Here is a 24,684-nt window from a genome sequence, read left to right on the forward strand (position 1 = left end):
GGTGTCCGCGTCGTCCCCGCACCGCATCCGCGTCATGCCCCGGCACCCCGCCCTGGCAGCTGAGAGTACGTGAGCCTCCCGCCCCGCCGCGGATCGCGGTGTCAGCCCATGCTCTTGGCGCCGTCGAGGGATTCGCGGATGATGTCGGCGTGGCCGGCGTGCTGGGCGGTCTCGGTGATGATGTGCATCAGCGTCATGCGGGCCGACCAGCGCGCACCGGGCTCGAACCACGGGGCCTCCGGCAGCGGCCGGGTGGCGTCCAGATCGGGCAGGGTGGCGACCACCTCGTCGGTCCGGCGGGCGACCTCGGCGTAGTCGGCCAGCACCCCGGCCAGCGTCTCACCCGGGAGCAGCCGGAACTCGTCCTCCCGCCGGGCCCAGTCGGCCTCGGTCATGTCGGCGAAGTCGCTCTGCGCCGCCGGGCCGTTCAGGATGAAGTCCACCCAGCCCCGCTCGGCCGACGTGACGTGCTTGATCAGCCCGCCCAGGCACAGCTCGCTGACGGTGCTCCGCCGTCCGGCCTGCTCGTCGGTGAGGTCGCGGACGGTGAACCGCAGGAAGTGCCGATGCTTGGCCAGCATCGCCAGCAGATCGGCGCGCTCCCCGATGACGGCGGGCGCGCCGGTGGTGACGGGCGCATCGGTGAGGGGTGCGCCGGTGTCGTCCAGGGTGGCCGTCGCGCCGACGTCGGTGGCCTCGCTCATGGTCTCCGCCTTCCGTTCCTCTGTTCCGCGGTCAGGTTCCACGCTAGGCCGCATAGCGGTCACTTCCTGACCTGAATCACGGAAGAATCGACACATGGCCAACACGAGCTCCCGGACGCTGCGACTGCTGTCGCTGCTGCAGACCCACCGGTACTGGCCGGGCACCGAACTGGCCGAACGGCTGGGCGTCTCGGCCCGCACCCTGCGCCGGGACATCGACCGGCTGCGCGAGCTGGGCTATCCGGTCGAGGCGCGGCGCGGCGTGGACGGCGGTTACGAGCTCGCCGCGGGCGCGTCGCTGCCGCCTCTGGTGATCGACGACGAGGAGGCGGTCGCGCTGGCCGTGGGGCTGCAGGCCGCCGCGCAGAGCGCGGTGGAGGGCCTCGCCGAGTCCTCGGTGCGGGCGCTCACCAAGGTGGCGCAGGTGATGCCGGCCCGGCTGCGACGCCAGGTCGAGGCGCTCCGCGCGATGACCGTGCCCGCGGGCTGGGACGACCCGGCCGGGGCGGGCGTCGACCCGGGCGTGCTCACCACGGTCGCGCTGGCCTGCCGGGACGGTGAACGGCTCCGCTTCTCCTACACCGCCGCCGGCGGACGGCGCACCGACCGGCACACCGAACCGCATCGGCTGGTCTGTCTCGGCCGCCGCTGGTACCTGGTCGCCTACGATCTCACCCGGCACGACTGGCGCAGCTTCCGGGTCGACCGGCTCGCCGCGCCGCAGGGCGACGGCTCCCGGTTCCGGCCCCGCGACCTGCCCGCCGCCGACGCCGCCGAGTTCGTCCGCTCCGGCCTGGAGGGACTGCCCCGCCCCTACCGGGTGGAGGTCCTGGCCGACGCCCCGGCCGCGGTCGCGCGTGAACGGGTCGGCAGGTGGTGCACGGTCGAGGAGGTCGACGCCGGGCACTGCCGGGTGCGCATGACCTCCGACTCCCTGGACTGGCCGATCATGGCACTGGGCGTGCTCGGCACCGATTTCCGCGTCCTCGGCCCGCCCGAACTCCTCGATCGGGTCCGCGACTGGGGCGCCCGGTTCGGCCGGGCCGGGGCCTGATCCGCCTCCCGCCCCTGCTCCCGCCTCCGTAATCTCCCGGCAGCAAAGTCGTTACCTTGCAATTTTTTGTCGAAACATTGCGGTGACTTGTCCGTCATCTTAGGGTGTGGGCAGTTCTGCCGGACACAGCGGCGGCCGGCACGCCCCCCGACCGTGACGCCGTACCGGCTCTTCTCCCCCCCAAGAAGGGTCACCCGATGAGGAAAACCGGCAGATTACGCGGCTGGACGACGGCCACGGCCCTGGCGCTCACGGCGGGAGCGCTGGTCGTCCCGGCCGTCATGTCGCCGGGTGCCTCGGCCGCCGTGGCGGTCGACTCGATCTTCGACGTCCCCGGGCGCGGGGCGACGGTCCCGTTCACCGAGTTCGAGGCCGAGGACCCGGCGCACGCCACCACGAACGGCCAGGTCATCGGGCCGGACCGCATCTACGGCCGCCTCCCCTCCGAGGCGTCGGGCCGCAGGGCCGTGACCCTGGACGCGGTCGGCGAGTACGTCGAGTTCACCCTGACCAAGCCCGCGAACGCCGTCACCGTCCGCTACAGCGTGCCGGACAACGCCGCGGGAACCGGTCTCAGCACCCCCGTCAGCCTCCGCGTCAACGGCACCCACCTCAAGGACCTGACCTTCACCTCGAAGTACGGCTGGTACTACGGCGGCTACCCCTTCAACAACACCCCCGGCGGCAGCAACCCGCACCACTTCTACGACGAGACCCGGACCATGTTCGGCTCCACCCTCGCCGCCGGCACCAAGGTCCGCATCCAGGTCTCCACGACCGCCGTCACCAACTCCATCACCGTGGACCTGGCCGACTTCGAGCTCGTCGGCGCCCCGATCGGCCGCCCCGCGGGGGCGCTGTCGGTCGACGACTTCGGCGCGGTCAAGAACAACACGAGCGTCGACAACACGGCCGCCTTCCAGGCCGCGGTCAACGCCGGCAGGGCGCAGGGCAAGGAGGTCTACATCCCCCAGGGCACGTACAACCTGTACGACCACGTGATCGTGGACGGCGTGACCCTGCGCGGGGCCGGCCCCTGGTACAGCGTGCTGGGCGGGCGCCACCCCACGCAGCGCAACAGGGCCGTGGGCGTCTACGGCAAGTACGTCGGCGAGGGCGGCCCGAGCCGCAACGTCACCCTGCGGGACTTCGCCGTCATCGGCGAGATCACCGAGCGCGTCGACGAGGACCAGGTCAACGCCATCGGCGGCGCGATGAGCGACTCCGTGGTCGACAACGTGTGGATGCAGCACACCAAGGTCGGCGCCTGGATGGACGGCCCGATGAACAACTTCACCATCAAGAACAGCCGGATCCTCGACCAGACCGCCGACGGCGTGAACTTCCACATCGGGGTCACCAACTCGACGGTGACGAACACCTTCGTCCGCAACACCGGTGACGACGCGCTGGCCATGTGGGCCGAGCGGGTGCCGAACGTCAACAACAAGTTCACCTTCAACACCATCGGTGTGACGCTGCTGGCCAACCACCTGGTCACCTACGGCGGCAGGGACATCCAGATCACCGACAACGTGGTGGCCGACAGCGTCAGCAACGGCGGCGGCATCCACATCGCCAACCGCTACCCGGGCGTCAACTCCGGGCAGGGCACCGCGGTCTCCGGCACCCACACCGTCGCCCGCAACACCCTGATCCGTACCGGCAACTCCGACTACAACTGGAACTTCGGCGTCGGCGCCCTGTGGTTCAGCGGGCTCAACGAGCCGGTCAACGCCACCGTCAACGTCACCGACACCGACATCCTGGACAGCTCGTACGCCGCCATCCACTTCATCGAGGGCAGCACGAGCACCGTCAACTTCAGGAACGTGAAGGTCGACGGCACCGGCACGTACATGATCCAGGCGCAGTCACCGGCGAACACGACGTTCACCGGCGTCAGCGCGGCCCACATCGGCGCGGGCGTCGCGATCCACAACTGCGTCGGCAACGGCTTCGCGATCGCCGCGGGGGCCGGGAACACCGGCTGGAGCCCGTCCGACCGGGTCTGCACCGGCACCTGGCCCGCGCCGAACTACATCTACCCCGGCAACGGCGGCAACCCCACCCCGACCCCGACCGTCACCCCGACGCCGACGCCGACGCCGACGCCCACCGTCACCCCGCCGTGCAACCCCGGCACCGGTGACCTTGCCCGCGGCAAGCGGGTCGTCGCGAGCAGCCAGAACCAGGGCTTCACCGCCGGGAACGCGGTCGACGGCAACGCCGACACGTACTGGGAGAGCGCGGGCGGCACCTTCCCGCAGTCGATCACCGTCGACCTGTGCGGCGTCGTCCGGGCGCAGCGCGTCGAGCTGAGGCTGCCCCCCGCGGCGGCCTGGAACACCCGCACCCAGACCGTCGCCGTGCAGGGCTCGGCCGACGGCACCGCCTTCACCACCCTGTCGGCCGCGGCGCCCCGCACGTTCGACCCCGCCACCGGCAACACGGTGAGCATCCCGATCGGCGCGGCCGACGTGCGTCACATCCGGCTGACCGTCACCGGCAACACCGGCTGGCCCGCGGCGCAGCTGTCCTCGGTCGAGGTGTACGGCACCCCCGGCGCCACCCCGACCCCGACCGTCACGCCCACGCCCACCCCGACCGTCACGCCCCCGGCCGGAAACCTGGCGCGGGGCAGGACCACCACCGAGAGCGGCCACGCCGACGTCTACGGCTCGGGCAACCTCGTCGACGGCAACGCGGGGACCTACTGGGAGAGCGCGAACAACGCCTTCCCGCAGTGGGCCACCGTCGACCTCGGCAGCGCCGTCCCCGTCCGCAGGGTGACCCTGAGACTGCCGCCGTCGGCGGCCTGGGCCACCCGCACCCAGACCCTGTCCGTCCAGGGCAGCGTCGACGGCTCGGCCTTCACCACGCTGGCCGCGTCCGCTCCCCGCGTCTTCGACCCCGCGACCGGCAACACCGTGACGATCACCTTCCCGGCCACCACCCAGCGCCACCTGCGGGTCAACGTCACCGCCAACACCGGCTGGCCCGCCGCGCAGCTGTCCGAGCTGGAGGTGTACGCCCCCTGATCCGGAGCCCGTGAGGACGGGAGACCAGGCGATCGGGGCCCGGGCCGGTGGCATGCTGGCCCGGGTCCCGTCCGTCCCCGCGGCTCCGGTGAGGGACGGGACCCGCAGGGGCGCCGCCTCAGGGGAACTCGTCCGGGTCGGACGGCACCAGGGCGTGCGGGTCGTCGGCGGGGGCGGTCTCGTACCGCGGCTCCGCCCCGAGGCTCAGCGCGAGCCGCCGGGCCAGCCCGGTGTTGCGGCGCGGGTCGAGCCTGCGGACCGCCGTCTCCAGGGCGTCGCGCCGGCCGACGACGACCACCCAGGAGCGCGCCCGCGTGACCAGCGTGTAGAGCAGCTTGCGGCGGAGCATGACGCCCCCGGCCTCGCCGACCAGCGGCGCGACCACGAAGGGGTACTCGCTGCCCTGGGCGCGGTGCACGCTGACGGCGTAGGCGTGGGTCAGCTCGTCGAGCTCGCCGAAGCCGTAGCGCACGGTCCGGCCGTCGTCGGTGCGCACCTCGACGGCCCGGTCCTCCGTGACGATGGAGGTGACCGTGGCGGTGTCGCCGTTGAAGACGCCCTTGTCGTAGTTGTTGCGGATCGGCATGACGCGGTCGCCGACCCGGAAGACCGACGCGCCCGACCAGTGCTCGGCCACCCCGTCGCGGGCCGGGTTGAGCCGCTCCTGGATCATCCGGCCGAGGTCGACCGTCCCGGTGGTCCCCCTGCGCATCGGGCACAGCACCTGGACCTGGTCGGGGTCCACCCCCTGCTTGCGCGGGATCGCCACGGTCGCCAGGTGCATCACCCGCTCGGCGACCTGCCCGGGGTCGTCGATCTCCTCGAACCAGAAGCCTCCCCCGCCGGGGATCTCGGGCACCTGGCCGGCCAGGATCCGGTGGGCGGCCCGGATGATCCCGCTCTCCTCGGCCTGGCGGAAGACGCGCGTCAGCCGGATCCGCGCGATCGCCTCGACCCGCAGCAGGTCGGCCAGCACGCTGCCGGGGCCGATGCTGGGAAGCTGGTCGCTGTCGCCCACGATCAGCAGGTGGCTGCCGGACGGGATCGCCGAGGTGAGCCGGGTGGCCAGGTGCAGGTCCAGCATGGACGCCTCGTCGACCACGATCAGGTCGGCCCGTACGGGAGTCTGCTCGAACAGCGCGCCGCTGTCCGGGTCCGGCTGGTGGGCCAGCATCCGGTGCACGGTCATCGCGGGCATGCCGGTGAGCTCCGACAGGCGCTTGGCCGCCTTGCCGGTCGGCGCGGTGAGCGTCACCGTGCCCCCCATGGCCCGCACCGTCGCCGCGACGACCCTGACGGTGTGGCTCTTGCCGCACCCGGGGCCGCCGGTGAGGACGGACACGGTGCTGGTCAGCGCCATGTTCACGGCCACCCGCTGGTCCTCGTCCAGGCCGGGGTCCTCCTGGAAGGCGCGCAGGGGAAGCGTCGAGGGCGCCTGACAGAGCCGGGTCAGGTTGGCGGTCAGCCGCAGCTCGCGGCCGTGCAGCTCCTTCGGGTAGACCACGTCCGGTCCCCGGCCGTCCGGTGACGCCTCGACGACCACCCGGCGGTCGGCGACCAGGGCGTCGACCGTCCCGCGGACGCGGTCGTGGTCCTGGCCGATCATCTCCACGGTCTGGGCGACCAGGGCGATCAGCCTCATGTAGCAGTGCCCGTCGCGGACGGACGCCGTCTCCAGCCTGTCCATGATCGCCGCCTTGATCCGCTCCGGGCTCTCCTCGGAGACGCCCGACCGCAGCGCGACCCGGTCGGCCGTGGCGAACGCGATGCCCCTGACCTTGCCGATCATGCGGTACGGGTCCCGGGTGAGGACCTCCTCGGACTCGGCCCCGAAGACCTGGTAGATCTTCGCCGCCAGCAGCGGGCTGATCCCGAAGCCCTGCAGCACGACCATCAGCGCGGCGATCGCCTTCTGCTCCTCCCAGGCGTCGGTGATCTGGGCCTGCCGGGTGGGACCGATGTTGACGACCTCGGTCAGCCGGGCCGGTTCGGTGTCGATGACCGTGAGCGTCGCCTCGCCGAAGTGGCTGACGATGGCGTGCGCGAGCCGGGGGCCGATGCCGCGGATCAGGCCGGACCCCAGGTAGATGCGGATGGCCCGGACCGTGGCCGGGACCAGCCGCTCGCACGCGACGACCTCGAAGCGCCTGCCGTGGCGCGGGTGCTCGCCCCACTCGCCGGCGAGCCGGAGCGTCTCCCCCGGCTGGACCCCGCCCAGGGCCCGCCCGGAGGCGACGAAGCCGGGAAGCCCCTCGGCGCTCATGCGCGCGATCGTGTACTCGTCCTCGCGGACGTACACCAGCTGCTCGACGGATGCCTCCACGACCGGCGACCGACCCTCCCCCACCGCTCTCACCTCACACTTCAGACATCAGACCAGCCGCTCCGGCCTTCCCACAAGTCGCGCCCCCGCGCCGGTGGTTATGCTGACGGCAGGGATACGGCTACCGGGGGGCGCGCATGGTCAGGCCCCGGGCGCGCGCGACCGTGCGCGACGTCGCGGCGGAGACGGGCCTGTCGATCGCCACGGTCTCGCGGGTCCTGAACGGCCGCGCCAACGTCGCCCCGCACACCCGGGACCTGGTGCTGGAGGCCGTCGACCGCCTGGGGGGCCAGGCGCCACGGCCGCGCGCCGCGCAGGAGGCGACCACCGGTGCCACGATCTACGTACGCTGCCCCTACCTGCTGACCGACTACTTCGGGCTCATCGTCTCCTCCATCGGCGAGACCGTCGACCTGCACGGGGGGCAGGTGATCCTGGGCACCGGGGAGGCGGCGCAGCGCGCCCCGGTGCTGTCCACCCTGCCAGACCGCACCGACATCGCCGGGGCGATCCTGATCCTCCCCCCGGAGCCGGGCGAGGAGCTCGTACGGCTGCGGGACCGGGGGTTCCCCTTCGTGGTGATCGACCCGCGGACGCCGCTGCCCAGGGACATCGTGGCGGTGTCGGCCGCGCACTTCGCGGGGGCCCGCAAGCTGATGGCGCACGTGGTGGGGCTGGGGCACCGCCGGGTCGGCATCATCGGCGGCCCGGTGAAGTGGCTGCCCAGCGAGGCCAGGATGGCCGGCTACACCGCGTCGCTGGCCGACGTCGGCGTCCTGCCCTCGGCCGAGCTGCAGCGCAGCGTGCCCGAGCCCAACACCGAGCACGGCCACCGCGCGGCCTGCGAGCTGCTCGACCTGCCCGAACGGCCCACGGCGCTGGTCGCGTTCAACGACAAGATGGCGGTCGGGGTGCTGCGGGCGGCGGCCGAGCGCGGGCTGCGCGTCCCCGAGGACCTGTCGGTCGCGGGTTTCGACGACATCGACCTGAGCCGGGCGACGCGGCCGATGCTGACCACGGTGCGCCAGCCCCTGCAGGAGATGGGCCGGATGGCGGTCACGCTGCTGATGCGGCTGCTGAACCGGCACACGCTGGAGGCGCTGCACGTCTCCCTGGGGACCGACGTGATCGTCCGCGGCTCCACGGGACCGGTTCCCCGCTGACTCTTGTTTCATTTGTTTCATGTACGTGACCGTGCGCTTTGCGCGTTAAATGCGTGGTTTCGAGCCTTGACAAGTGATTTCGGCGTGTGTTGTTCTGAGCTGTAACAGGCAAGTTTCTTGTTTGTTACATTAGTTTCAGCGACGGTTCCCGGGAACGCGCGCGCTCCGGCGCGGGCCGACCGGATGTCGCGGGCCCGATCGCCACCCCCCGAAAGGACCCCCGCCGTGCCCCGATCCCCCCGCCGGGTTCTCACCCTGGCCCTGGCCTGCGCCGCCGCCCTGTGGGCGAGCGGACCCCTGACCGCCGCACCGGCCCTCGCCGCCGGCGAACCGGTGAACATCTGGCTCACCACCACCTCCGACGCGGGCGGCAGGAACGTCACGCGCGGCCTGCAGCAGCAGTCCCCGATCGCGTTCGGCCCCGCGGGCGGAAGCGCCGCCCACACCATCACGGTCAACGAGAACACCACCTACCAGCGGTTCGAGGGCGGCGGAGCCTCGATCACCGACACCACCGCCCACCTGCTGCGCGGCGGCGCCGTCAGCGCGGCCACCCGCGACACCGTGATGCGCAGGCTCTTCCACCCCGTCGACGGCATCGGCCTGTCGTTCGTGCGCAACCCGATCGGCGCCTCCGACCTCTCCCGGCCCGGCCACGTCTCCCTCGACGACACCTGCTGCGACCTCGGCGACTTCGGCGCCAACGGGTACGACACCAACGTCCGCCTGCTCACCCAGCAGGCCAGGACGCTCAACCCGGCCCTGCGCGTCAAGGGCGTGCCGTGGAGCGCGCCCGGCTGGATGAAGGACAACGGCCGGATGGACCAGATGGGCTGGCTCAAGTGGGAGCACTACCCCACGTACGCCCAGTACCTGGTCAAGTACATCCAGAGCTATCAGAACGCCGGGATCCCGGTGAACTACATCTCCGTGCAGAACGAGCCCAACTGCTGCAAGGCGCACAACCCGCCCGAGATGGACTACCCCGGCATGAGCTGGAACTCCTCCGGGCTGGCCGAGTTCACCAAGAACCACGTCTACCCGGCCTTCCGGGCCGCGGGCATCACCACCAAGGTCCTGGTGCACGACTGGAACTACGGTGACTACGCCGGGATGGGCGCCGGGGTGCTGAACGACGCGGGCGTGCGCAACGACCCGCTGTTCGGCGGCATCGCCTGGCACGGCTACGGCGGCGACCCCGCGATCGGCACGCAGGTGCACGACCAGTACCCGTCGGTCCCGCAGTTCAGCACCGAGCACTCGGGCGGCACCTGGATCGGCAACCAGCACGACGAGGACCTCTACGACATCGTCACCTACGCCCGCAACTGGAGCGGCAGCCTGGTCAAGTGGAGCCTGGCGCTCAACCAGAACATGGGCCCGCACAACGGCGGCTGCGGTACCTGCACCGGCCTGATCACCGTGCAGGAGGGCGGCTCCCGGGCCGGCCAGGTCGACTACACCGTCGAGTACTACACGACCGGCCACCTCACGAAGTTCGTCAGGCCCGGGGCGCAGCGGATCGACTCCACCGCCAACGGCACGATCCAGAACGTCGCCTGGCGCAACACCGACGGCTCCAAGGCGCTGATCGCGCACAACCGCGGCACCTCGGCGCAGTCCGTCCGGGTGAACTGGGGCGGCCAGTCCTTCGTGTACTCCCTGCCGGGCCGTACCACCGCGACCTTCACCTGGTCCGGGACGCAGAGCGGCAACCCCGGAAACCCCGGCGGGACCGTCACCGGCCTGGGCGGCAAGTGCATGGACGTCGCGGGCGCCGGCAGCGCCGACGGCACGGCCGTCCAGCTCCACACCTGCAACGGCACGGCCGCCCAGCAGTGGACCCGCCCCGGCGACGGCACCGTCCGCGCGCTCGGCAAGTGCCTGGACGTCGCCGACCGCGGCACCGCCAACGGCAGCCGCCTGCAGCTGTGGTCGTGCTCCGGCGGCGCCAACCAGCAGTGGGCCTACAACGCGACGACCAGGGACCTGGTCAACCCCGTCGCGAACAGGTGCGTGGACGTCACCGGCAACACCCCGGCCGACGGCACCCGCCTGCAGCTGTGGGACTGCACCGGCGCCGCGAACCAGAAGTGGACGATGTCCTGACCCGCACTCCCGCGGCGGGCACCGGTGCCCGCCGCGGGAGTGGGAACATCCTGTGAGTCCGGCCCCCGGCCCGGCCCGCCCGTCACGCCGACGTCGCGGCGGGCCGTCAGGGCTCACAGGAAACTCCCAGATCCTCTCCGGGATCGGTCAGCGGCCTCCCCCAGACTCCCGGGCATGATCGAGTTACGACGGTTGACCAAGCACTACGGCCGGGTCGCGGCGGTGAGCGACCTGAGCTTCGACGTCCGCCCGGGTGTGGTCACCGGCTTCCTCGGCCCCAACGGGTCGGGCAAGACGACCACGATGCGGATGATCCTGGGGCTCGACGCGCCCACCCGCGGCACCGCGACGATCCGCGGGCGCCGCTACGCCGACCTCCCCTTCCCCATGCGGGAGGTGGGGGCCCTGCTGGACGCCCGCGCGGCCCACCCGGGCCGCAGCGTCCTCGACCACCTGCTCTGCCTGGCGCGCAGCAACGGCATCGCGCGGAGCCGGGTCGGGGAGGTCCTGGAGTTCGTCGGCCTCCAGAAGATCGCCGGTCGGCGGACGGGGACCCTCTCCCTGGGCATGAGCCAGCGGCTCGGCATCGCCGCGGCCCTGCTCGGCGACCCCGCGGTGCTGATGTTCGACGAGCCGGTCAACGGCCTCGACCCCGAGGGCATCCGGTGGATCCGCACCCTGATGCGGGACCTGGCCGCCGAGGGCCGCACGGTGCTGGTCTCCAGCCACCTGATGAGCGAGATGGCGCTGACCGCCGACCACCTGGTCGTCATCGGCCGCGGCCGGCTGATCGCCGACACCGGGCTGGAGGCGTTCACCCGCTCGACCGGGCACCGGACCGTGCTGGTGCGCACCCCCGACGCCGACGAGCTCGCCCACCGGCTGCGCGACGCCGGCGCGTCCGTACGGCCCGGCGGCCGGGACGCCCTGGTGGTGGAGGGGCTGGAGGGCGCGGACATCGGCAGGATCGCGATGTCGCACCGGGTGGTGCTGCACGAGCTGACGCCGCACCGCGTCTCCCTGGAGGAGGCGTACCTGGACCTCACCCGAGACAGCGTGGAGTTCGGCGTCCTGGAAGGGGCCGGACGATGAGCCTGTCCTCACCGCCCTCGGCATCCTCGGCGTCCTCGGCGTCCTCGGCGTCTTTCCGGTCCTCGGGGTCCGCGGGGTTCTCGGGGACTCCGGGATCTCCGGGGTCCGCCGGCGCGTTCCTCGGTGACGTCCTGCGTTCGGAGTGGACCAAGTTCCGCAGCATCCGCTCCATCGTGTACGTGCTGGCCGTCGCGTTCCTGGTCGCCGGCCTGTACGCCTTCCTGTTCGGCACCGCCAACGGCCGGGCCTACGCGGCGGCCCCGGCCGCGGAGCGGACCTCCTTCGACCCCGCGGCCTCCGCGTTCCGCGGCCTGATGCTCGTCCAGCTGCTGGTCGGCGCGATGGGGGCGCTGGTCGTGACCTCCGAGTACGCCTCGGGCACGATGCGGACCAGCGCCGTCGTCGTACCGCGGCGCGAACGCCTCGTCATCGGCAAGGCGGTCCTGACGGCCCTGGTCATGCTCGGCTGCGGGCCGCTCCTCGTCCTCGTCTCCGTCCTGGTCAGCCAGGCCGCGCTGGCGAGCCAGGGCGCTCCGGCCCTCGCCCTGACCGATCCGGGCGTACCGTGGATGATCGTCGGCGGCGGGCTGTACATGACCGCGATCGGCCTGTACGGCGTCGCCATGGGGTTCCTGCTCCGCAGGAGCGCGGGCGCGGTCAGCCTCGGGTCGTTCCTGCTGCTGCTGCCGGCCATGGCCCCGCTGTTCCCCGAGGGGGTGGCCAGGTGGGTCCTGACGTACTGGCCGACCAGCGCGGGAGGGCGCGTCCTCGCGCTCGACCCCCCGATCCCCGACGCGCTCTCCCCGGCCGCGGGTTTCGCGGTGCTCGCCGGGACCGTGCTGGTCCTGCTGGTGGCCGCGTCCGCCCTGTTCCGGTCGCGGGACGTCTGATGCCCGCCCGGCGCGCGTCCCCGGCGTCCGGCGTCCGGGTTCACGGTGTCCCGGTTCACGGTGTCCCGGTGTGCGACCTCCCGGGCCCGGCGGGCACGGCGCACCCGTCCCTATCCTCGGGGGAGGGCACGCCCGGGGACCACCGGGGCCCGTGAAGGGGAACGCATGGACGACGGACACCGGCTCCTGGTGGTCGACGACGAGCCCGTGGTGCGGGAGCTGCTCTCGGCCACCCTGCGCTTCGCCGGCTACACGGTCGGCTCCGCCGCCACCGGGGCCGAGGCCCTGGACGCCGCCTGGCGCGAACCGCCCGACCTGGTACTGCTCGACGTGATGCTGCCGGACATGGACGGCTTCGAGGTCATCCGCCGCCTCAGGGAGCTCCCCAGGCCACCGGGCGGCGGCCGTCCCGGCCAGGTCCCCGTGCTGTTCCTCACCGCCCGCGACGCCGCGCAGGACAAGGTCAACGGGCTCCGGCTGGGTGGCGACGACTACGTGACCAAGCCGTTCGACCTCCAGGAACTGCTCGCCCGGATCCAGGCCGTGCTCCGCCGGAGCGGGATGCTCCCCGACGACCGGACCCTGCGGGTGGGCGACCTGGAGGTCGATCCCGACGGCCACCGGGTGACCCGGGCCGGCCGGGCGGTGCGGCTGTCCCCCACCGAGTTCCGGCTCCTGCACTACCTGGTGCTGAACGCCGGGAAGGTGGTCTCCAAGGCGCGGATCCTGGAGCACGTCTGGCGCTACGACTTCGCCGGTGACTCCAGCATCGTCGACACCTACGTGAGCTACCTGCGGCGCAAGGCCGACACCGTCGAGCCCAAGCTCATCCACACCGTGCACGGCGTCGGCTACGTGCTGCGCGAGCCCCGGCCGTGAAGGACGCGGCCGTGCCCGGCCCCCCGGAAGGAGCGGCGCGCCCGAGGGGCCTGTCGCTCCGCGCGCGTCTCCTGCTCATCACGACGTCCCTGCTGGCGGCCGGGCTGGCGGTGAGCAGCGTGGTCGCGATCGCCACCCTGCGTTCCCACCTGATCGACCGGGTCGACGAGCGGCTGGTGCCGCTCGCCACGGTGCTCTCGCGGCTGTCACCGGAGCTGCTCCCGCGGCCCGGTGCCGGCACGCCGCAGGCCCGCTCCCCGATCGGGCTGGACCTGTTCGACCGCGCGTACGTCGCCCTGCTCTCCCCCGACGGGACGCTCCGGGAGCACCGGATGCTGCCGGCCGGGGAGCCTGACCGGGGACCGCTGCTCCCCCGGCTCGACGCCGCGGCCGTCACCCGGTCCGGGGGCAGGCCCTTCGACGTACCGGGAAAGGCCGGTGACGGGAGCTGGCGCGTCCTCGCGGTGCCACGGGCCGCGTCGTGGCCGGGAGCGGACGGGACACCGGCCGCGCGGGGCGGCGACGGCGTCGTGGTGGCCGTGCCGCTGGAGGGGGTGCGGTCCACGCTCGGCCGGTTGATCCTGGTCTGCCTGGTCACCTCGGTCGTCCTGCTGACCCTGCTGGCCGTCGTCGGCTGGTTCGCCGTACGCGCGGGACTGCGGCCGCTGCGCAGGATCGAGGAGACCGTCGCCCTCGCCGAGACCGACCTGTCGCGCAGGGTTCCCGACCTGGCCGCGCCCGGCACCGAGGTGGGCCGCCTGGCGACCGCGCTCAACGGCATGCTCACCCAGCTGGAGAGGGCCTTCGCCGACCGGGAGGAGTCGGAGGCGCGGATGCGGCGCTTCGTCGCGGACGCGGGCCACGAGCTGCGCACACCGCTGTTCGGGATCAAGGGCTTCTCCGAGCTGCACCGGATGGGCGGCCTGCCGGACGTCGACCGGGCCATGACCCGCATCGAGAGCGAGGCCGGACGCCTGGTCCGGCTGGTCGAGGACCTGCTCCTGCTGGCCCGGCTGGACGAGGGCGAGAGCGCCCTGCCGATGGAGCTCGCCCCCATGGACCTGCGCACGCTCGCCGCCGACGCCCACCACGACCTGCTCGCGCTGGACCCCGGCCGCCCGGTCGCCCTGACCGGCCCGCGGGACGGTCCCCCGGAGGCGGCACCGGTCCTCGGGGACGAGGCCAGGTTGCGGCAGGTGGTGACCAACCTCGTCGCCAACGCCGTCACCCACACCCCTGCGGACGCCCCGGTACGGATCGGCGTCGGCACGGACGGGAAGGAGGCCGTGCTCGTGATCGAGGACGGCGGCCCCGGGATGACCCCCGCGCAGGCGGCCCGCGTGTTCGACCGCTTCCACCGGGTGGACGGTTCGCGCAGCCGCGACACCGGGGGCGGGTCGGGCCTGGGGCTGGCCATCGTCCGCTCCCTGGTGGCCGCGCACGGCGGCCGGGTGGAGCTGAGCACCGCCCCGGGCCGGGGCGCCGTCTTCCGGGTGGTCCTCCCCGCCCACACCGTGCGGTGACCGTCCGTCACCCTGAGATCCCGGACGCGGTGACCCGGACAGGGTGACCGGCCCCCGCGAACGGCTCGTCTCCCTCCCCGGGCGGGATCCTTGACGTGACCTTGGAACACGAGGGTGATTACCCAGGGTGATTACGGCGCACGAGGTCCCATGCCAGTCAACCCTCAACAGTCACGGGAGCAACCTCATGCACACCCGCACCATCACGACACTGGCCGCCCTCGGCCTTCTGGCCACCCTGACCACCGCCGGCGCGGCCACCGCGTCCGCGTCCATCGCCCCGGCCCCCTGCGCGCAGGAGCATCTCGCGTTGCTGAACACCGAGGACGCCCTCGTCAACGTCGACGCCCGTCCGGAGGTCAAGGCCGCCCACGCCGCCCTGGTGAAGGCGGGTGGCACGGCGAACGTCGAGCAGCTCTCCCAGAGGATGGCCCTGCACGAGCTCGGGATCAAGACGCCGTCGGTCGACCCCACCACCAAGAAGGCGGTGGACGCCTACAACACCGCCCGGACCAGGTACATCCAGGTGCGTGAGGCGACGCTGCAGAAGATCGCGCCTCACCGGCAGAACGCCAGGAACGCGCTCAAGCGCTGCCTCACCACCCACGCCGCCCGCGGGTGAGCGTGTGACAGGGGCCTGAGCGTGTGACACGGGCCGGGGTCCCCGGGATCGAAGATCGGGAGGGCGTGCCTCCCGGTGCCCGGGGGCTCCGGCCCTCCGCGCGCCCGGGACCGGGAATCCCCTCGCTCCCACCGGTGGTCGTCCGGGCCGGGAGCACGGATAAGGAAAGCGCTTACCGGATATATCCCGATTAATACCGAAAGTCCATTTGTTTACGGATAGAGGGGCGAAAAGCCTTCTTGACAAGGATGTAAGGCGCCAATAGCCTCCGCCTTATTATATCGATTTAATCCGTATGGAGACGCGAGTGAACCCCCTGGCGCGCCGACCCTCACGCATCGGGGCACCGCATCACCCTCCTCACCGATCACGGGTGGTACCGCGGAAGGATCACGTCCCCGAACGGTCCTGACCCAGGGAGCCCCTGACATGAGTCCCCCCGGCGGCATCCGCCGCGCCCTCGTCGCCGCCTCGGCCGCACTGCTCTGCACGATCCCGATCACGATCGGCCACGAGGCCGCCGCCGGGACCGGTCTCGCGACCGGTCACGACCGGCACGGCAGGGGCGTCCAGCTCGAACGCCTCGACCGGGGGCTGGTCGCCGCGGCGACGGGCGAGGGCGTGTTCCTCAGCTGGCGGCTGCTCGGCGAGGAGGCGTCCGGGCACGGTCCCACCGGCCTGACCGGCACCGACTTCCGGGTCTACCGGGACGGCAGGCCGATCGCGACGGTCACCGACAGCACCAACCACCTGGACACCGCGGGCACGGCCGGCTCCGAGTACCGGGTGGCCCCGATCGTCCGCGGCAGGGAGGGCCGGCGCAGCGCCCCGGTCTCGCCGTGGTCGGGGGCGTTCCACGACCTGCCGCTGCGAAAGCCCGCGGACGGGGTCACCCCGGCCGGCGAGGCGTACACCTACGCGGCCAACGACATGAGCGTCGGCGACGTCGACGGCGACGGGCGCTACGAGTTCGTCGTCAAGTGGGACCCGTCGAACTCCAAGGACGTCTCCCAGCGCGGGTATACCGGCAACACCTACCTCGACACCTACCGGCTCGACGGCACCCTGCTCTGGCGGCTCGACCTGGGCGTCAACATCCGCTCCGGCGCCCACTACACCCAGTTCCCGGTGTACGACTTCGACGGCGACGGCCGCTCGGAGATGATGGTCAAGACCGCCCCCGGCACGAAGATCATCCGTTATGGCGCCCGCGGCGAGGTGGTCTCCGAGCGCCACGTCACCATGCCCGCCAAGGACGTCAGGGCCGGGTACTCGCACGCGGACGACTACCGCCTCAGCGCGGCCGGCTACTTCGACCACCTGGTCGAGATGTTCATGGGGTGGCACGAGCACCCCGAGGTGGTCGCCGGGCGCTGGCCGGCCACGCTGGAGCAGGCCCTCGGCCTCGAACCGGCGTACACCTACCCGCTCTCCCGGCAGGACGCCACGAAGCTCGCCGACCACTTCGTGGACGTGTACGCGCCCGGCCGCAGCGCCAACAACCGGTTGCGCGAGTTCGCGGGCTTCGTCATCAGCGGGCCGGAGTACCTGACGGTCTTCGACGGCGCCACCGGCAGGGAACTGCAGACGGTCCGCTACGAGCCGGGCCGCGGCGACGACGGGCTGATGTGGGGCGACTACGCGATGGGCCGCATCGAACCGGCCAACCGCGTCGACCGGTTCCTGTCCGCCGTCGCCTACCTCGACGGCAGGCGCCCGCACGCCGTCTTCGCCCGCGGCTACTACACGCGCACCGCGCTGGTGGCCTACGCCTGGAACGGCAGGAGGCTCAGCAAGACCTGGTCCGTCGACAGCGGCCACGTGCCGATGGCCAACCCGTTCAACGCCGCGCCGCACGGCAAGGACGGCTCCGACCCGGAGTTCGGCACCATCACCACCCAGGGCTTCCACTCGATGAGCGCGGCCGACGTGGACGGCGACGGCAAGCAGGAGATCGTCTACGGCGCCGCGACGATCGACCACAACGGCGACCTGCTGTACTCCTCGTTCGCCGAGGCGCCGCCGCAGAGCAACGTCCCGGGCCAGCGGGTCCGGCTGGGGCACGGGGACGCCATGCACGTCGGCGACCTCGACCCCGACCGTCCGGGCCTGGAGATCTGGACGGTGCACGAGGGCGGGGCGTCGGCGCCGTACGGCTGGGCGATGCGGGACGCCGCCACCGGCGAGGTGCTCTTCGGCGGCTACAGCGGCGTGGACACCGGGCGCGGCATGGTCGGCGACATCGAGCCCGGCGTACGCGGCATGGAGGCGTGGTCCTCGATGCCGCCGAACCAGGCGGTCGAGGCGGGCCTGTGGTCGGCCCGCGGCGAGTACCTGGGCAGGAACACCCCGGGCACGAACATGAGCATCCGCTGGGCGGCCGACCTGACCACCCAGATCGTCAACGGCACCGCGACCACCGTCCTGCAGACCCCGACGATCGACGACTGGAAGCGCGGCAGGCTGCTCACCGCCGAGGGCACGCTGACCAACAACGGCACGAAGGGCAATCCCGCCCTGGTCGCCGACGTCCTGGGCGACTGGCGGGAGGAGCTGCTGGTGCGCACCGCCGACAGCGGTGCGATCCGGTTCCACCTCAGCACCGAGGTGACCCGGCACAAGCTGTACACCCTGATGCACGACCCGCAGTACCGGGTGGAGGTGGCCCGCCAGCAGACGACCTACAACCAGCCCGCGTACCCGGGGTTCCACCTGGCCTCCGACACCGACTGGTCCCGGGTCCCGCTGCCCTCCCGGCGCACCCCCGGGCACGGGTAGACGGCCGGACCGGACCCGGCCCGGCCTTCGAACCGGGCCGGGCCGGGCCGGGCCGGGCGGGGCCGGGCCGGGCGGGCCGGGGCGGGCCGGGGCGGGGCGGGCGGGTCGGGGCGGGGCGGGGCGGGGCGGGCAACTCCTAACAAAATGACCTTGGCCGTATCGGTCCGTCCGGACGGTCGTCGATCTGCGCGTGAGGAAGGGTGAGCAGCCTTCGTGGATCGTCTCGGCGGTCCGCGCCGGTGAGCTCGTCCGCCCGCTTCGGATCGGCCGGGACCTCCCGCATCAGCAGCGTGTCGACGTGCGCCAGCGCGGACTGGAGCAGATGCGGTGCGAGCATGCCGACCTCCTGGGGCTCCCTGTCCTGTCCGGCCAGGTCGCCGTCCTTGCCGCAGAAGAGGTCCTTTTCGCGGGATTCCGGTTCTCCACGACCCGAAGACCCTCGTGGATCTCCTGGCGCAGCCCGACATCGGCGAGGCAGTCGCAGACGAACGCCGACGGGGAGCTTCGCTTCGCGTCCGGGGCGGTGTGCGGGCGCGTCGGCTACGCCTGAGGTGACACGCCGAAGCGTAGGAAGCCGGCGATGCGGGGGGAGAACGTGAGCGGGGTCTGCTCGCCGAGCGACGAGCGCAGGCCCGCCGCCACCTCGGCGTCCGGTTCGCCGAACACCTCGAAGTGCTCCACCCGGCAGTACTTCATGACGTCCTGTATGAACGGGTCCGCGAGTTTCCAGTGCAGGCGGACCGCTTCGGAGTCCCGATAAAGCTGGAAGCTGTGCGCGAGCATCCGCTTCTCGTCCACGAAGGTCTGCACCATCAGCTGCGGGCCATGCTGCTGGGCGAACTCCACGGCTCGGGCGATGGCGTCGCGGAAATCCTCCAGGTGGCCGTCGGTGATTCGCATGGTGTTGCGGAAGAGGAGGATTGTTTCGTCCTGGTAGCTCATGACGCGGTCCGGCCTTCCTTCGCCGGCAGCTCGAACAGGTTCGAGAATCCCTGTTCGCCGTGGCCGTCGGCGATCCGGCGATCCAACGGCGGCCGAAGCATCGCCGATCCCATGGAACCTGGACCGAGCACGGTGACCCGGCCCGCCGCGGTGGTGACGTTGTCGGTCGCAGGTGTCGTCGTCGTCATGGTGTTCCCTTTCGTATCGGATTCGGATGGAGGGAATGGCCGTCGGCTCGACCCGGGAGGATCATCCGACAGCGGTCGTGTCGTGCTCGCCGGTCGAGACCCGACGGCCTGTCGGGGTTGAGGATGCCGAAGCTTCCGTGTCAACGACGATCACGCACTACCGGTGAGCTGGGCGAACCGGCTTGGCGTACGTTCTCGTTCCGCCACACTCCGAGGGCCGGGACCTCGAGGTCAGCCGGCGAGCGCGGCGGCGATGGCCGGGCCGAACGCGGCGCCGAGCAGGTAGCAGAGGTTGAACTGGCCCATCGCCGTCGATCTGGAGCCGTCGGGCACCGCGGCGGCGGCGCGCGTCGCGAACGCCCCTTGTCCGGAGGCGGCGGCGAGGGAGGTGAGCGCCTGAGCGATGAGGAGGACGGCCGGCGAGACGCTCAGGCATGCCAGCCCCACGCCTGCCGCCGCCATCCCGGGGAAGAGCAGGGCGACGGCCTTCACCGGCGCTTTCGCGGTGGCGGCGATCATCCCGTAGGAGGCCAGCCCGCCGAACATCAGCGGCCACAGGATGGCGGCCCCCACCTGGCCGCCGGTCCAGTCCGCCTGTTCGGTGAGCAGGGCGGGCAGCAGGTAGATCATGCCGAAGTTGGTCGCGGCCAGCAGGAACGCCGATCCGGACATCAGGAGGAACACCGGAGCGCGGACGATCGACGCGGGCACGAATCCGTCACGCCTGGAGCGCAGGTGGAGCGCCAGCAGCCCACCGGTGGTCACGGCGGCGGCTCCCGCGACCGGCCATGAGTGGGGCACGAACACCAGCGCGGTGACCAACGCCGTCAGCAGCACCGCGCCCACCGGGTCGAAGGGCGCGTCCGGCGCCGGGCCGCCCGGTCTGTGGCGCAGCACGCCGGGAACCGCGAGCAGGCTCAGCGCGGGCAGGGCCAAGGCCGCCTGCCAGGACAACAGCTCTCCGGCCAGGTCGGCGATCAGCGGTGCGGTGGATCCGACCGTCGCCAGCGAGGCCGTGACGAGTCCCATGAAGCGCGCCGAGCGGGCGAGACTCATGGCGATCGTGGTGAACCCCGCAGTGCCGAGCCCTTGAGCGACGCTGCCCAGGACGAGCGACGGCAGCGAGGGCACGGCCATCACGAGCACCGCGCCCAGGGCGACCAGCGCGGCACAGGTGAGGAGGGCCCGGCGTGTGCCCCGGTGGCTTTGCAGGCCCGCCATCAAGGGGGTGCCGATCGCGACGGCCCAGCCGAAGGCGGTGACGATCCAGGTCACGGCCTCCAGAGTCAGCCCGAGGTCGCGGGCGGCGTCGGGCAGGATGAGGCTGGGCCCGGCGATCCCGAAGGAGAGCGGGCCTGCCAGCAGGGCCGGCCAGGCCGCCGGGATCCCGCGGCCTGGAGTTTCGAGCTGACCCGGCGCTCCGGCGGAGGTGGTCCAAGAGCCGCTCATCTGCCCTCCCCGGTCGGGGACAGCACCGGGTAGTCGGTGTAGCCGCGGTGGTCGCCGCCGTAGAAGGTTCCGGGGTCGGCCTCGGTGTACGGGCCGCCCGCCGCGATCCGGGTGGGCAGGTCGGGGTTGGCGAGCCACAGCCGGCCGAAGGAGATCGCGTCGGCCAGCCCGGAGCGCAGTGCCTCGATCCCGTCCGCGGGTCTCGCCGGCTCGTCACCGCCGCCCGGGTGCGGGTTGAGGATGAGCGGGCCTTCCCACTCCGCCCGGATGAGCTTGGTCACGCCGCGTGTGCCGTTCTCCGAGACGTGCATGTACGCCAGGCCGTACGGTGCGAGCGCGCGGGCCAGCTCCGGGTAGAGGATTTCCGTGTCGGTCTCGTTCATGCCGTTGTAGGTGATGCCGGGGGAGACGCGGATGCCGGTGCGGCCTGGCCCGATCACGTCGGTGACGGCCCGCACGACCTCCACGGCGAACCTGAGGCGTCCGGCCGGCGAACCACCGTAGGCGTCGGTGCGCCGGTTGGTGTTGTCCGACAGGAACTGGTGGATCAGGTAGCCGCTGGCGCCGTGCAGCTCGACCGCGTCGAAGCCGGCGTCCATCGCCAACCGGGCCGCGTTCGCGAAATCCTCGACCGCCTGATCGATGTCGGCCAGGGTCATCTCTCGCGGGGTGGGGTGCTCCAGCAGTCCTTGCGGGGTGTGAAGGCGCTCTCCGGAGCGGATCGCCGACGGAGCGAGAGGAAGCTCGCCCGCGGGATACAGGCAGGGATGACCGATGCGGCCGGAGTGCATGATCTGTACCGCGATGCGGCCGCCTCGCCGGTGTACCGCGTCGGTGACCAGCCGCCAGGCCGCTGCCTGCTCCGGCGAGTGCAGGCCCGGGGTGTCGATGTAGCCCTGGCCGATCACGCATGGCTGGGTGCCCTCGGTGATGATCAGGCCGGCGGCGGCGCGCTGGGCGTAGTACTCGGCGGTCAGTTCGCCGACGAGCCCGTCGCGCGCCCGGTTGCGCGTCATGGGCGCCATGACCAGGCGGTTGGGAAGATCGAGTTCGCCGATGGCAACCGTTGTGAGCAGCTCGTTCACGTCTCTATTCCTTATCACGGGATCGATGTCGTCCCGAGAGTAGGAAAAGGAGGTCGGAGGCCGAATCGGTAAGGTTTCGGTACTGGACTACTGGGATCGAGCACGTACCCCGGACGGCACGCCGTACGTACTCGTATCCGCGGACGAGAGGCGTGGTCGGTGCTGCACGGAAGGACGAGCGAGCAGGCCGCGATCAAGGACCTCGTGGAGGCCGCGCGTACGGGCCACAGCGGCGGTCTCGTCCTGCGCGGTGAGCCCGGCATCGGCAAATCGGCGTTGCTGGACTGGGCCGCCGAGTACTGCACCGGCAGCGGCGTGCGGATACTGAGGGCCACCGGCATCGAGACGGAGGCGGATCTCGCCTTCGCCGGGCTCGTCCAACTGCTCTGGCCGGTCCGGGAACATCTCGATGCCCTGCCGGGGACACAGGCGGACGCGCTGCGGGCGGTGCTCGGCTCGGGCGGCTCGCCCGGGCAGGACAGGTTCCTGTCCGGGCTGGCCGTGATGACCCTGCTGGCCTCTCTGGCCGACGACGGACCGCTGCTCTGCCTGGTCGACGACGCGCACTGGCTCGATCATGCCACCGCCGACGCACTGCTGTTCGCCGCCCGGCGCCTGACGGACGAGAGCGTGGCGCTGCTGTTCGCCGCGCGACAGGAGGGTTTCGCCGCCCCTGGTCTGCCCGAGGTCCGCCCGTCGAGGCTGTCGAAGGAGGACGCGGAACGCGTCCTGGCCCACCGGGGTCTGACCCCCGCGGCGCGGGAGCAGGTGATCGCCGAGTCGGAGGGAAACCCGCTGGCGCTGATCGAGTTCTCCTCCGAACGGAGGCGCTATCATTCGGCGGCCGGTCCGGTCCCGATCGCCGACCGGGTGCTCGCGTCCTTCCGCTCGCGCATCGCCCTGCTGCCCGACAGGACCCGCCTGATGATGCTGATGGCCGCCGCCGAGGGTCGTGGCGACCTGCCGATGCTGCTGAGCGCCGCGGACGCGCTCGGAGTGCGGCCGGAAGACCTGGAGGAGGCCGAGAAGGCCGGGCTGGTCGAGGTGAGTGCCGCGGCCATCGCCTTCCGCCATCCCCTGATCCGCACCGCCGCCTACCAGGGCGCGCCGCTGGCGCGACGGATCACCGTGCACCGGGCGCTGGCGGACGCGGCCACCGACGACGACTGCCGGGTCCGGCACCTCGCGGCGGCGGCGACCTCACCTGACGAGGGCCTGGCGGTGGCCTTGACGCGCGCCGCCGAACGAGCTCGCGGCCGGGCCGCCTTCGCCGCCGCCGCCGGGTTGTGGGAACAGGCCGCGACCTTCACCCCGCGCCCCCGCGACCGGGCCGCCCGGCTGGGCCAGGCGGCGGCGCTGGCGCTCTCGTCCGGCCATGCCGACCACGCCGCCGGCCTCGTCGGCCAGGCCGAGGGCCTGCTGGACGATCCCACGTCCCTCGCCACGCTGACCGAGATACGAGCGGCGGTGGAGTTCGAGCGGGGACAGGGCCGGTCGGCCGCCCGTCTCCTGTTGGAACGGTGTGCGGCTGCGGATCCGGTGCGCGCCGTGCCCATGCTGCGCACGGCGGCCGGGTACGCCTGGCTCTGCGGCGAGGCGGAGGTGATCCGGGGCGCGGCCGCGCGGCTGGCCGACATGAACACACAGGATCCGATGGTCCAGGGACTGGCGAGCCTGATCGACGACGACTACGCGCGCGGCCTGCCGCTGCTGGCACGGTTCGTCGCGCACACGCCGCTTGACGTCACCGGCCAAGCGCCGCGCACGCCGCCGGAGGGCGCCACCATGCCGTGGGCCGCGTTCTGCGCGATGGTCATGACCGACGACGACGCGGCCACCGCCCTCGCGGGCGCCGAGGTGACGCGGTTGCGCAGTCAGGGCCTGGTGGGGGCACTGCCGCAGGTGCTGCAGGATCTGGCCGGAGTGCAGGTGCAGGCCGGCAGGCACCGTGACGCCGAGGCGTCCATCGCGGAGGCCGTTCAGCTGGCTCGTGACACCGGGATGCACCAGCGCATGCCGCGGCTGCACTCGGTACTGGCCAGAGTGGCGGCGATCGAGGGCGACGAGCAACGTTGCGTCCGACTCGCCAGCGACCGGCCGGACGCCGGTGGCATGACCGGCCTCGCCGCACTCTGCCTGCTCGACCTGGGACTCGGACGCTACGACCGGGTGCTGGAGCGGCTCGAGGCCGCGGCGCGAGGACCGCTGCGCCACCTGACGGTGCTGGTCACAGCCGGAGCCGAGCAGGTCGAGGCGGCCGTGCGGCTGGGCGAGCCCGAACGGGCCCAGGAGCCCCTGCGCCGCCTGGAAGCCTGGGCACGCGCCGGGAACCAGCCATGGGCCGAGGCGGTCAGTGCCCGCTGCCGCGGGCTGCTGAGTGACGACGAGGACGACTATCTGCGCGCCCTGGCGGCGCACCGGCGCGCGGACCGGCCTTTCGAACAGGCGCGCACCGAGCTGGTGTACGGCGAGTGGCTGCGCCGGGCCCGGCGCAGCAGCGACGCCCGCACCCCGCTGCGGGCGGCACTGAAGACCTTCGAGCGGTTGCGGGCCGCGCCGTGGCGGGCGCGGACGGAGGCGGAGCTGAGGGCGACAGGAGAGTCCGTCCTGGCCGCCCGGCCGACGGCCGCCGACCCGCTGGAGAGGCTCACGCCCCAGGAACTCCAGGTCGTACGTCTGGCCAGGGACGGGAGCACAAGCCGGGAGATCGCCGCGCACCTGTTCCTCAGCCCGCGCACGATAGAGCACCACCTTTATCGGGCCTACCGCAAACTCGGCATCCGGTCACGCCGGGAGCTGGCCCGTCTCGACCTCACCTGAGCCACGCCGGCATTCGCGCAGC

18 protein-coding genes are annotated in these 24,684 nt (G+C 72.3%); 12 read left to right on the forward strand and 6 right to left on the reverse strand.

The annotated features are described in order from the left end of the window. Positions 1 to 101 precede the first annotated feature (101 nt). Positions 102 to 704 carry a DinB family protein gene (locus ACIBCT_RS17490; RefSeq protein WP_399189590.1) on the reverse strand — a complete coding sequence of 201 codons (603 nt, stop codon included), beginning with the start codon at positions 702 to 704 and terminating at the stop codon, positions 102 to 104. Positions 705 to 798: 94 nt separating this feature from the next. Between ACIBCT_RS17490 and ACIBCT_RS17495 the strand changes: the two genes are divergently transcribed. Beyond that, positions 799 to 1,758, forward strand: coding sequence for a helix-turn-helix transcriptional regulator (locus ACIBCT_RS17495; RefSeq protein ID WP_399189593.1), 960 nt, complete (start codon positions 799 to 801; stop codon positions 1,756 to 1,758). 197 nt (positions 1,759 to 1,955) lie between these two features. Next, positions 1,956 to 4,799, forward strand: a complete 2,844-nt coding sequence (locus ACIBCT_RS17500; RefSeq protein WP_399189595.1) for a discoidin domain-containing protein — start codon at positions 1,956 to 1,958, stop codon at positions 4,797 to 4,799. Between the two features lie 118 nt (positions 4,800 to 4,917). On the opposite strand, the gene ACIBCT_RS17505 is transcribed toward ACIBCT_RS17500, so the two are convergent. Then, positions 4,918 to 7,146, reverse strand: coding sequence for an ATP-dependent RecD-like DNA helicase (locus tag ACIBCT_RS17505; protein WP_399189597.1), 2,229 nt, complete (start codon positions 7,144 to 7,146; stop codon positions 4,918 to 4,920). A 113-nt stretch (positions 7,147 to 7,259) separates the two neighbouring features. Here ACIBCT_RS17505 and ACIBCT_RS17510 point away from each other — a divergent pair, with 113 nt between their 5' ends. The 9 genes from ACIBCT_RS17510 to ACIBCT_RS17550 all read left to right on the forward strand — a co-directional run bounded on the left by ACIBCT_RS17510 (position 7,260) and on the right by ACIBCT_RS17550 (position 18,728). Then, positions 7,260 to 8,285: a LacI family DNA-binding transcriptional regulator gene (locus tag ACIBCT_RS17510; RefSeq protein ID WP_399189599.1), complete on the forward strand. Its 1,026-nt coding sequence runs from the start codon at positions 7,260 to 7,262 to the stop codon at positions 8,283 to 8,285. A gap of 225 nt (positions 8,286 to 8,510) precedes the next feature. After that, positions 8,511 to 10,394, forward strand: a complete 1,884-nt coding sequence (locus tag ACIBCT_RS17515; RefSeq protein WP_399189601.1) for a ricin-type beta-trefoil lectin domain protein — start codon at positions 8,511 to 8,513, stop codon at positions 10,392 to 10,394. A gap of 174 nt (positions 10,395 to 10,568) precedes the next feature. After that, positions 10,569 to 11,486: an ABC transporter ATP-binding protein gene (locus ACIBCT_RS17520; protein ID WP_399189603.1), complete on the forward strand. Its 918-nt coding sequence runs from the start codon at positions 10,569 to 10,571 to the stop codon at positions 11,484 to 11,486. Next, positions 11,483 to 12,376, forward strand: coding sequence for a hypothetical protein (locus tag ACIBCT_RS17525; protein ID WP_399189604.1), 894 nt, complete (start codon positions 11,483 to 11,485; stop codon positions 12,374 to 12,376). The genes ACIBCT_RS17520 and ACIBCT_RS17525 overlap by 4 nt, the downstream gene beginning before the upstream one ends. Before the next feature lie 165 nt (positions 12,377 to 12,541). After that, a complete protein-coding gene (locus ACIBCT_RS17530; RefSeq protein ID WP_399189606.1) occupies positions 12,542 to 13,255 on the forward strand; it encodes a response regulator transcription factor in 714 nt (237 codons plus the stop codon). 11 nt (positions 13,256 to 13,266) lie between these two features. After that, entirely contained in the window at positions 13,267 to 14,778 is a 1,512-nt protein-coding gene (locus ACIBCT_RS17535) for a sensor histidine kinase (RefSeq protein WP_399189609.1), read from the forward strand. 187 nt (positions 14,779 to 14,965) lie between these two features. Continuing rightward, positions 14,966 to 15,400, forward strand: coding sequence for a hypothetical protein (locus ACIBCT_RS17540; RefSeq protein WP_399189611.1), 435 nt, complete (start codon positions 14,966 to 14,968; stop codon positions 15,398 to 15,400). 429 nt (positions 15,401 to 15,829) lie between these two features. Next, entirely contained in the window at positions 15,830 to 18,178 is a 2,349-nt protein-coding gene (locus tag ACIBCT_RS17545) for a rhamnogalacturonan lyase (protein ID WP_399189613.1), read from the forward strand. 190 nt (positions 18,179 to 18,368) lie between these two features. Beyond that, entirely contained in the window at positions 18,369 to 18,728 is a 360-nt protein-coding gene (locus ACIBCT_RS17550) for a hypothetical protein (RefSeq protein ID WP_399189615.1), read from the forward strand. Here the strand turns inward: ACIBCT_RS17550 and ACIBCT_RS17555 are convergent. The 4 genes from ACIBCT_RS17555 to ACIBCT_RS17570 form a co-directional block, all read right to left on the reverse strand. Next, the gene (locus ACIBCT_RS17555; RefSeq protein ID WP_399189617.1) at positions 18,719 to 19,120 is read right to left on the reverse strand and encodes a hypothetical protein; all 402 of its coding nucleotides are present in this window, start codon (positions 19,118 to 19,120) and stop codon (positions 18,719 to 18,721) included. The genes ACIBCT_RS17550 and ACIBCT_RS17555 overlap by 10 nt on opposite strands. After that, a complete protein-coding gene (locus ACIBCT_RS17560) occupies positions 19,117 to 19,308 on the reverse strand; it encodes a hypothetical protein (RefSeq protein ID WP_399189619.1) in 192 nt (63 codons plus the stop codon). The genes ACIBCT_RS17555 and ACIBCT_RS17560 overlap by 4 nt, the downstream gene beginning before the upstream one ends. 231 nt (positions 19,309 to 19,539) lie before the next feature. Further along, the gene (locus tag ACIBCT_RS17565) at positions 19,540 to 20,757 is read right to left on the reverse strand and encodes an MFS transporter (RefSeq protein WP_399189621.1); all 1,218 of its coding nucleotides are present in this window, start codon (positions 20,755 to 20,757) and stop codon (positions 19,540 to 19,542) included. Then, positions 20,754 to 21,842 carry an alkene reductase gene (locus ACIBCT_RS17570; protein ID WP_399189623.1) on the reverse strand — a complete coding sequence of 363 codons (1,089 nt, stop codon included), beginning with the start codon at positions 21,840 to 21,842 and terminating at the stop codon, positions 20,754 to 20,756. Before ACIBCT_RS17570 ends, ACIBCT_RS17565 begins: the two co-directional genes overlap by 4 nt. Before the next feature lie 159 nt (positions 21,843 to 22,001). Here ACIBCT_RS17570 and ACIBCT_RS17575 point away from each other — a divergent pair, with 159 nt between their 5' ends. Further along, positions 22,002 to 24,662 carry an ATP-binding protein gene (locus tag ACIBCT_RS17575; RefSeq protein WP_399189625.1) on the forward strand — a complete coding sequence of 887 codons (2,661 nt, stop codon included), beginning with the start codon at positions 22,002 to 22,004 and terminating at the stop codon, positions 24,660 to 24,662. Positions 24,663 to 24,684: the final 22 nt, after the last annotated feature.

The organism is Streptosporangium sp. NPDC050855, assembly GCF_044456585.1.
Taxonomy (GTDB): domain Bacteria; phylum Actinomycetota; class Actinomycetes; order Streptosporangiales; family Streptosporangiaceae; genus Streptosporangium; species Streptosporangium longisporum.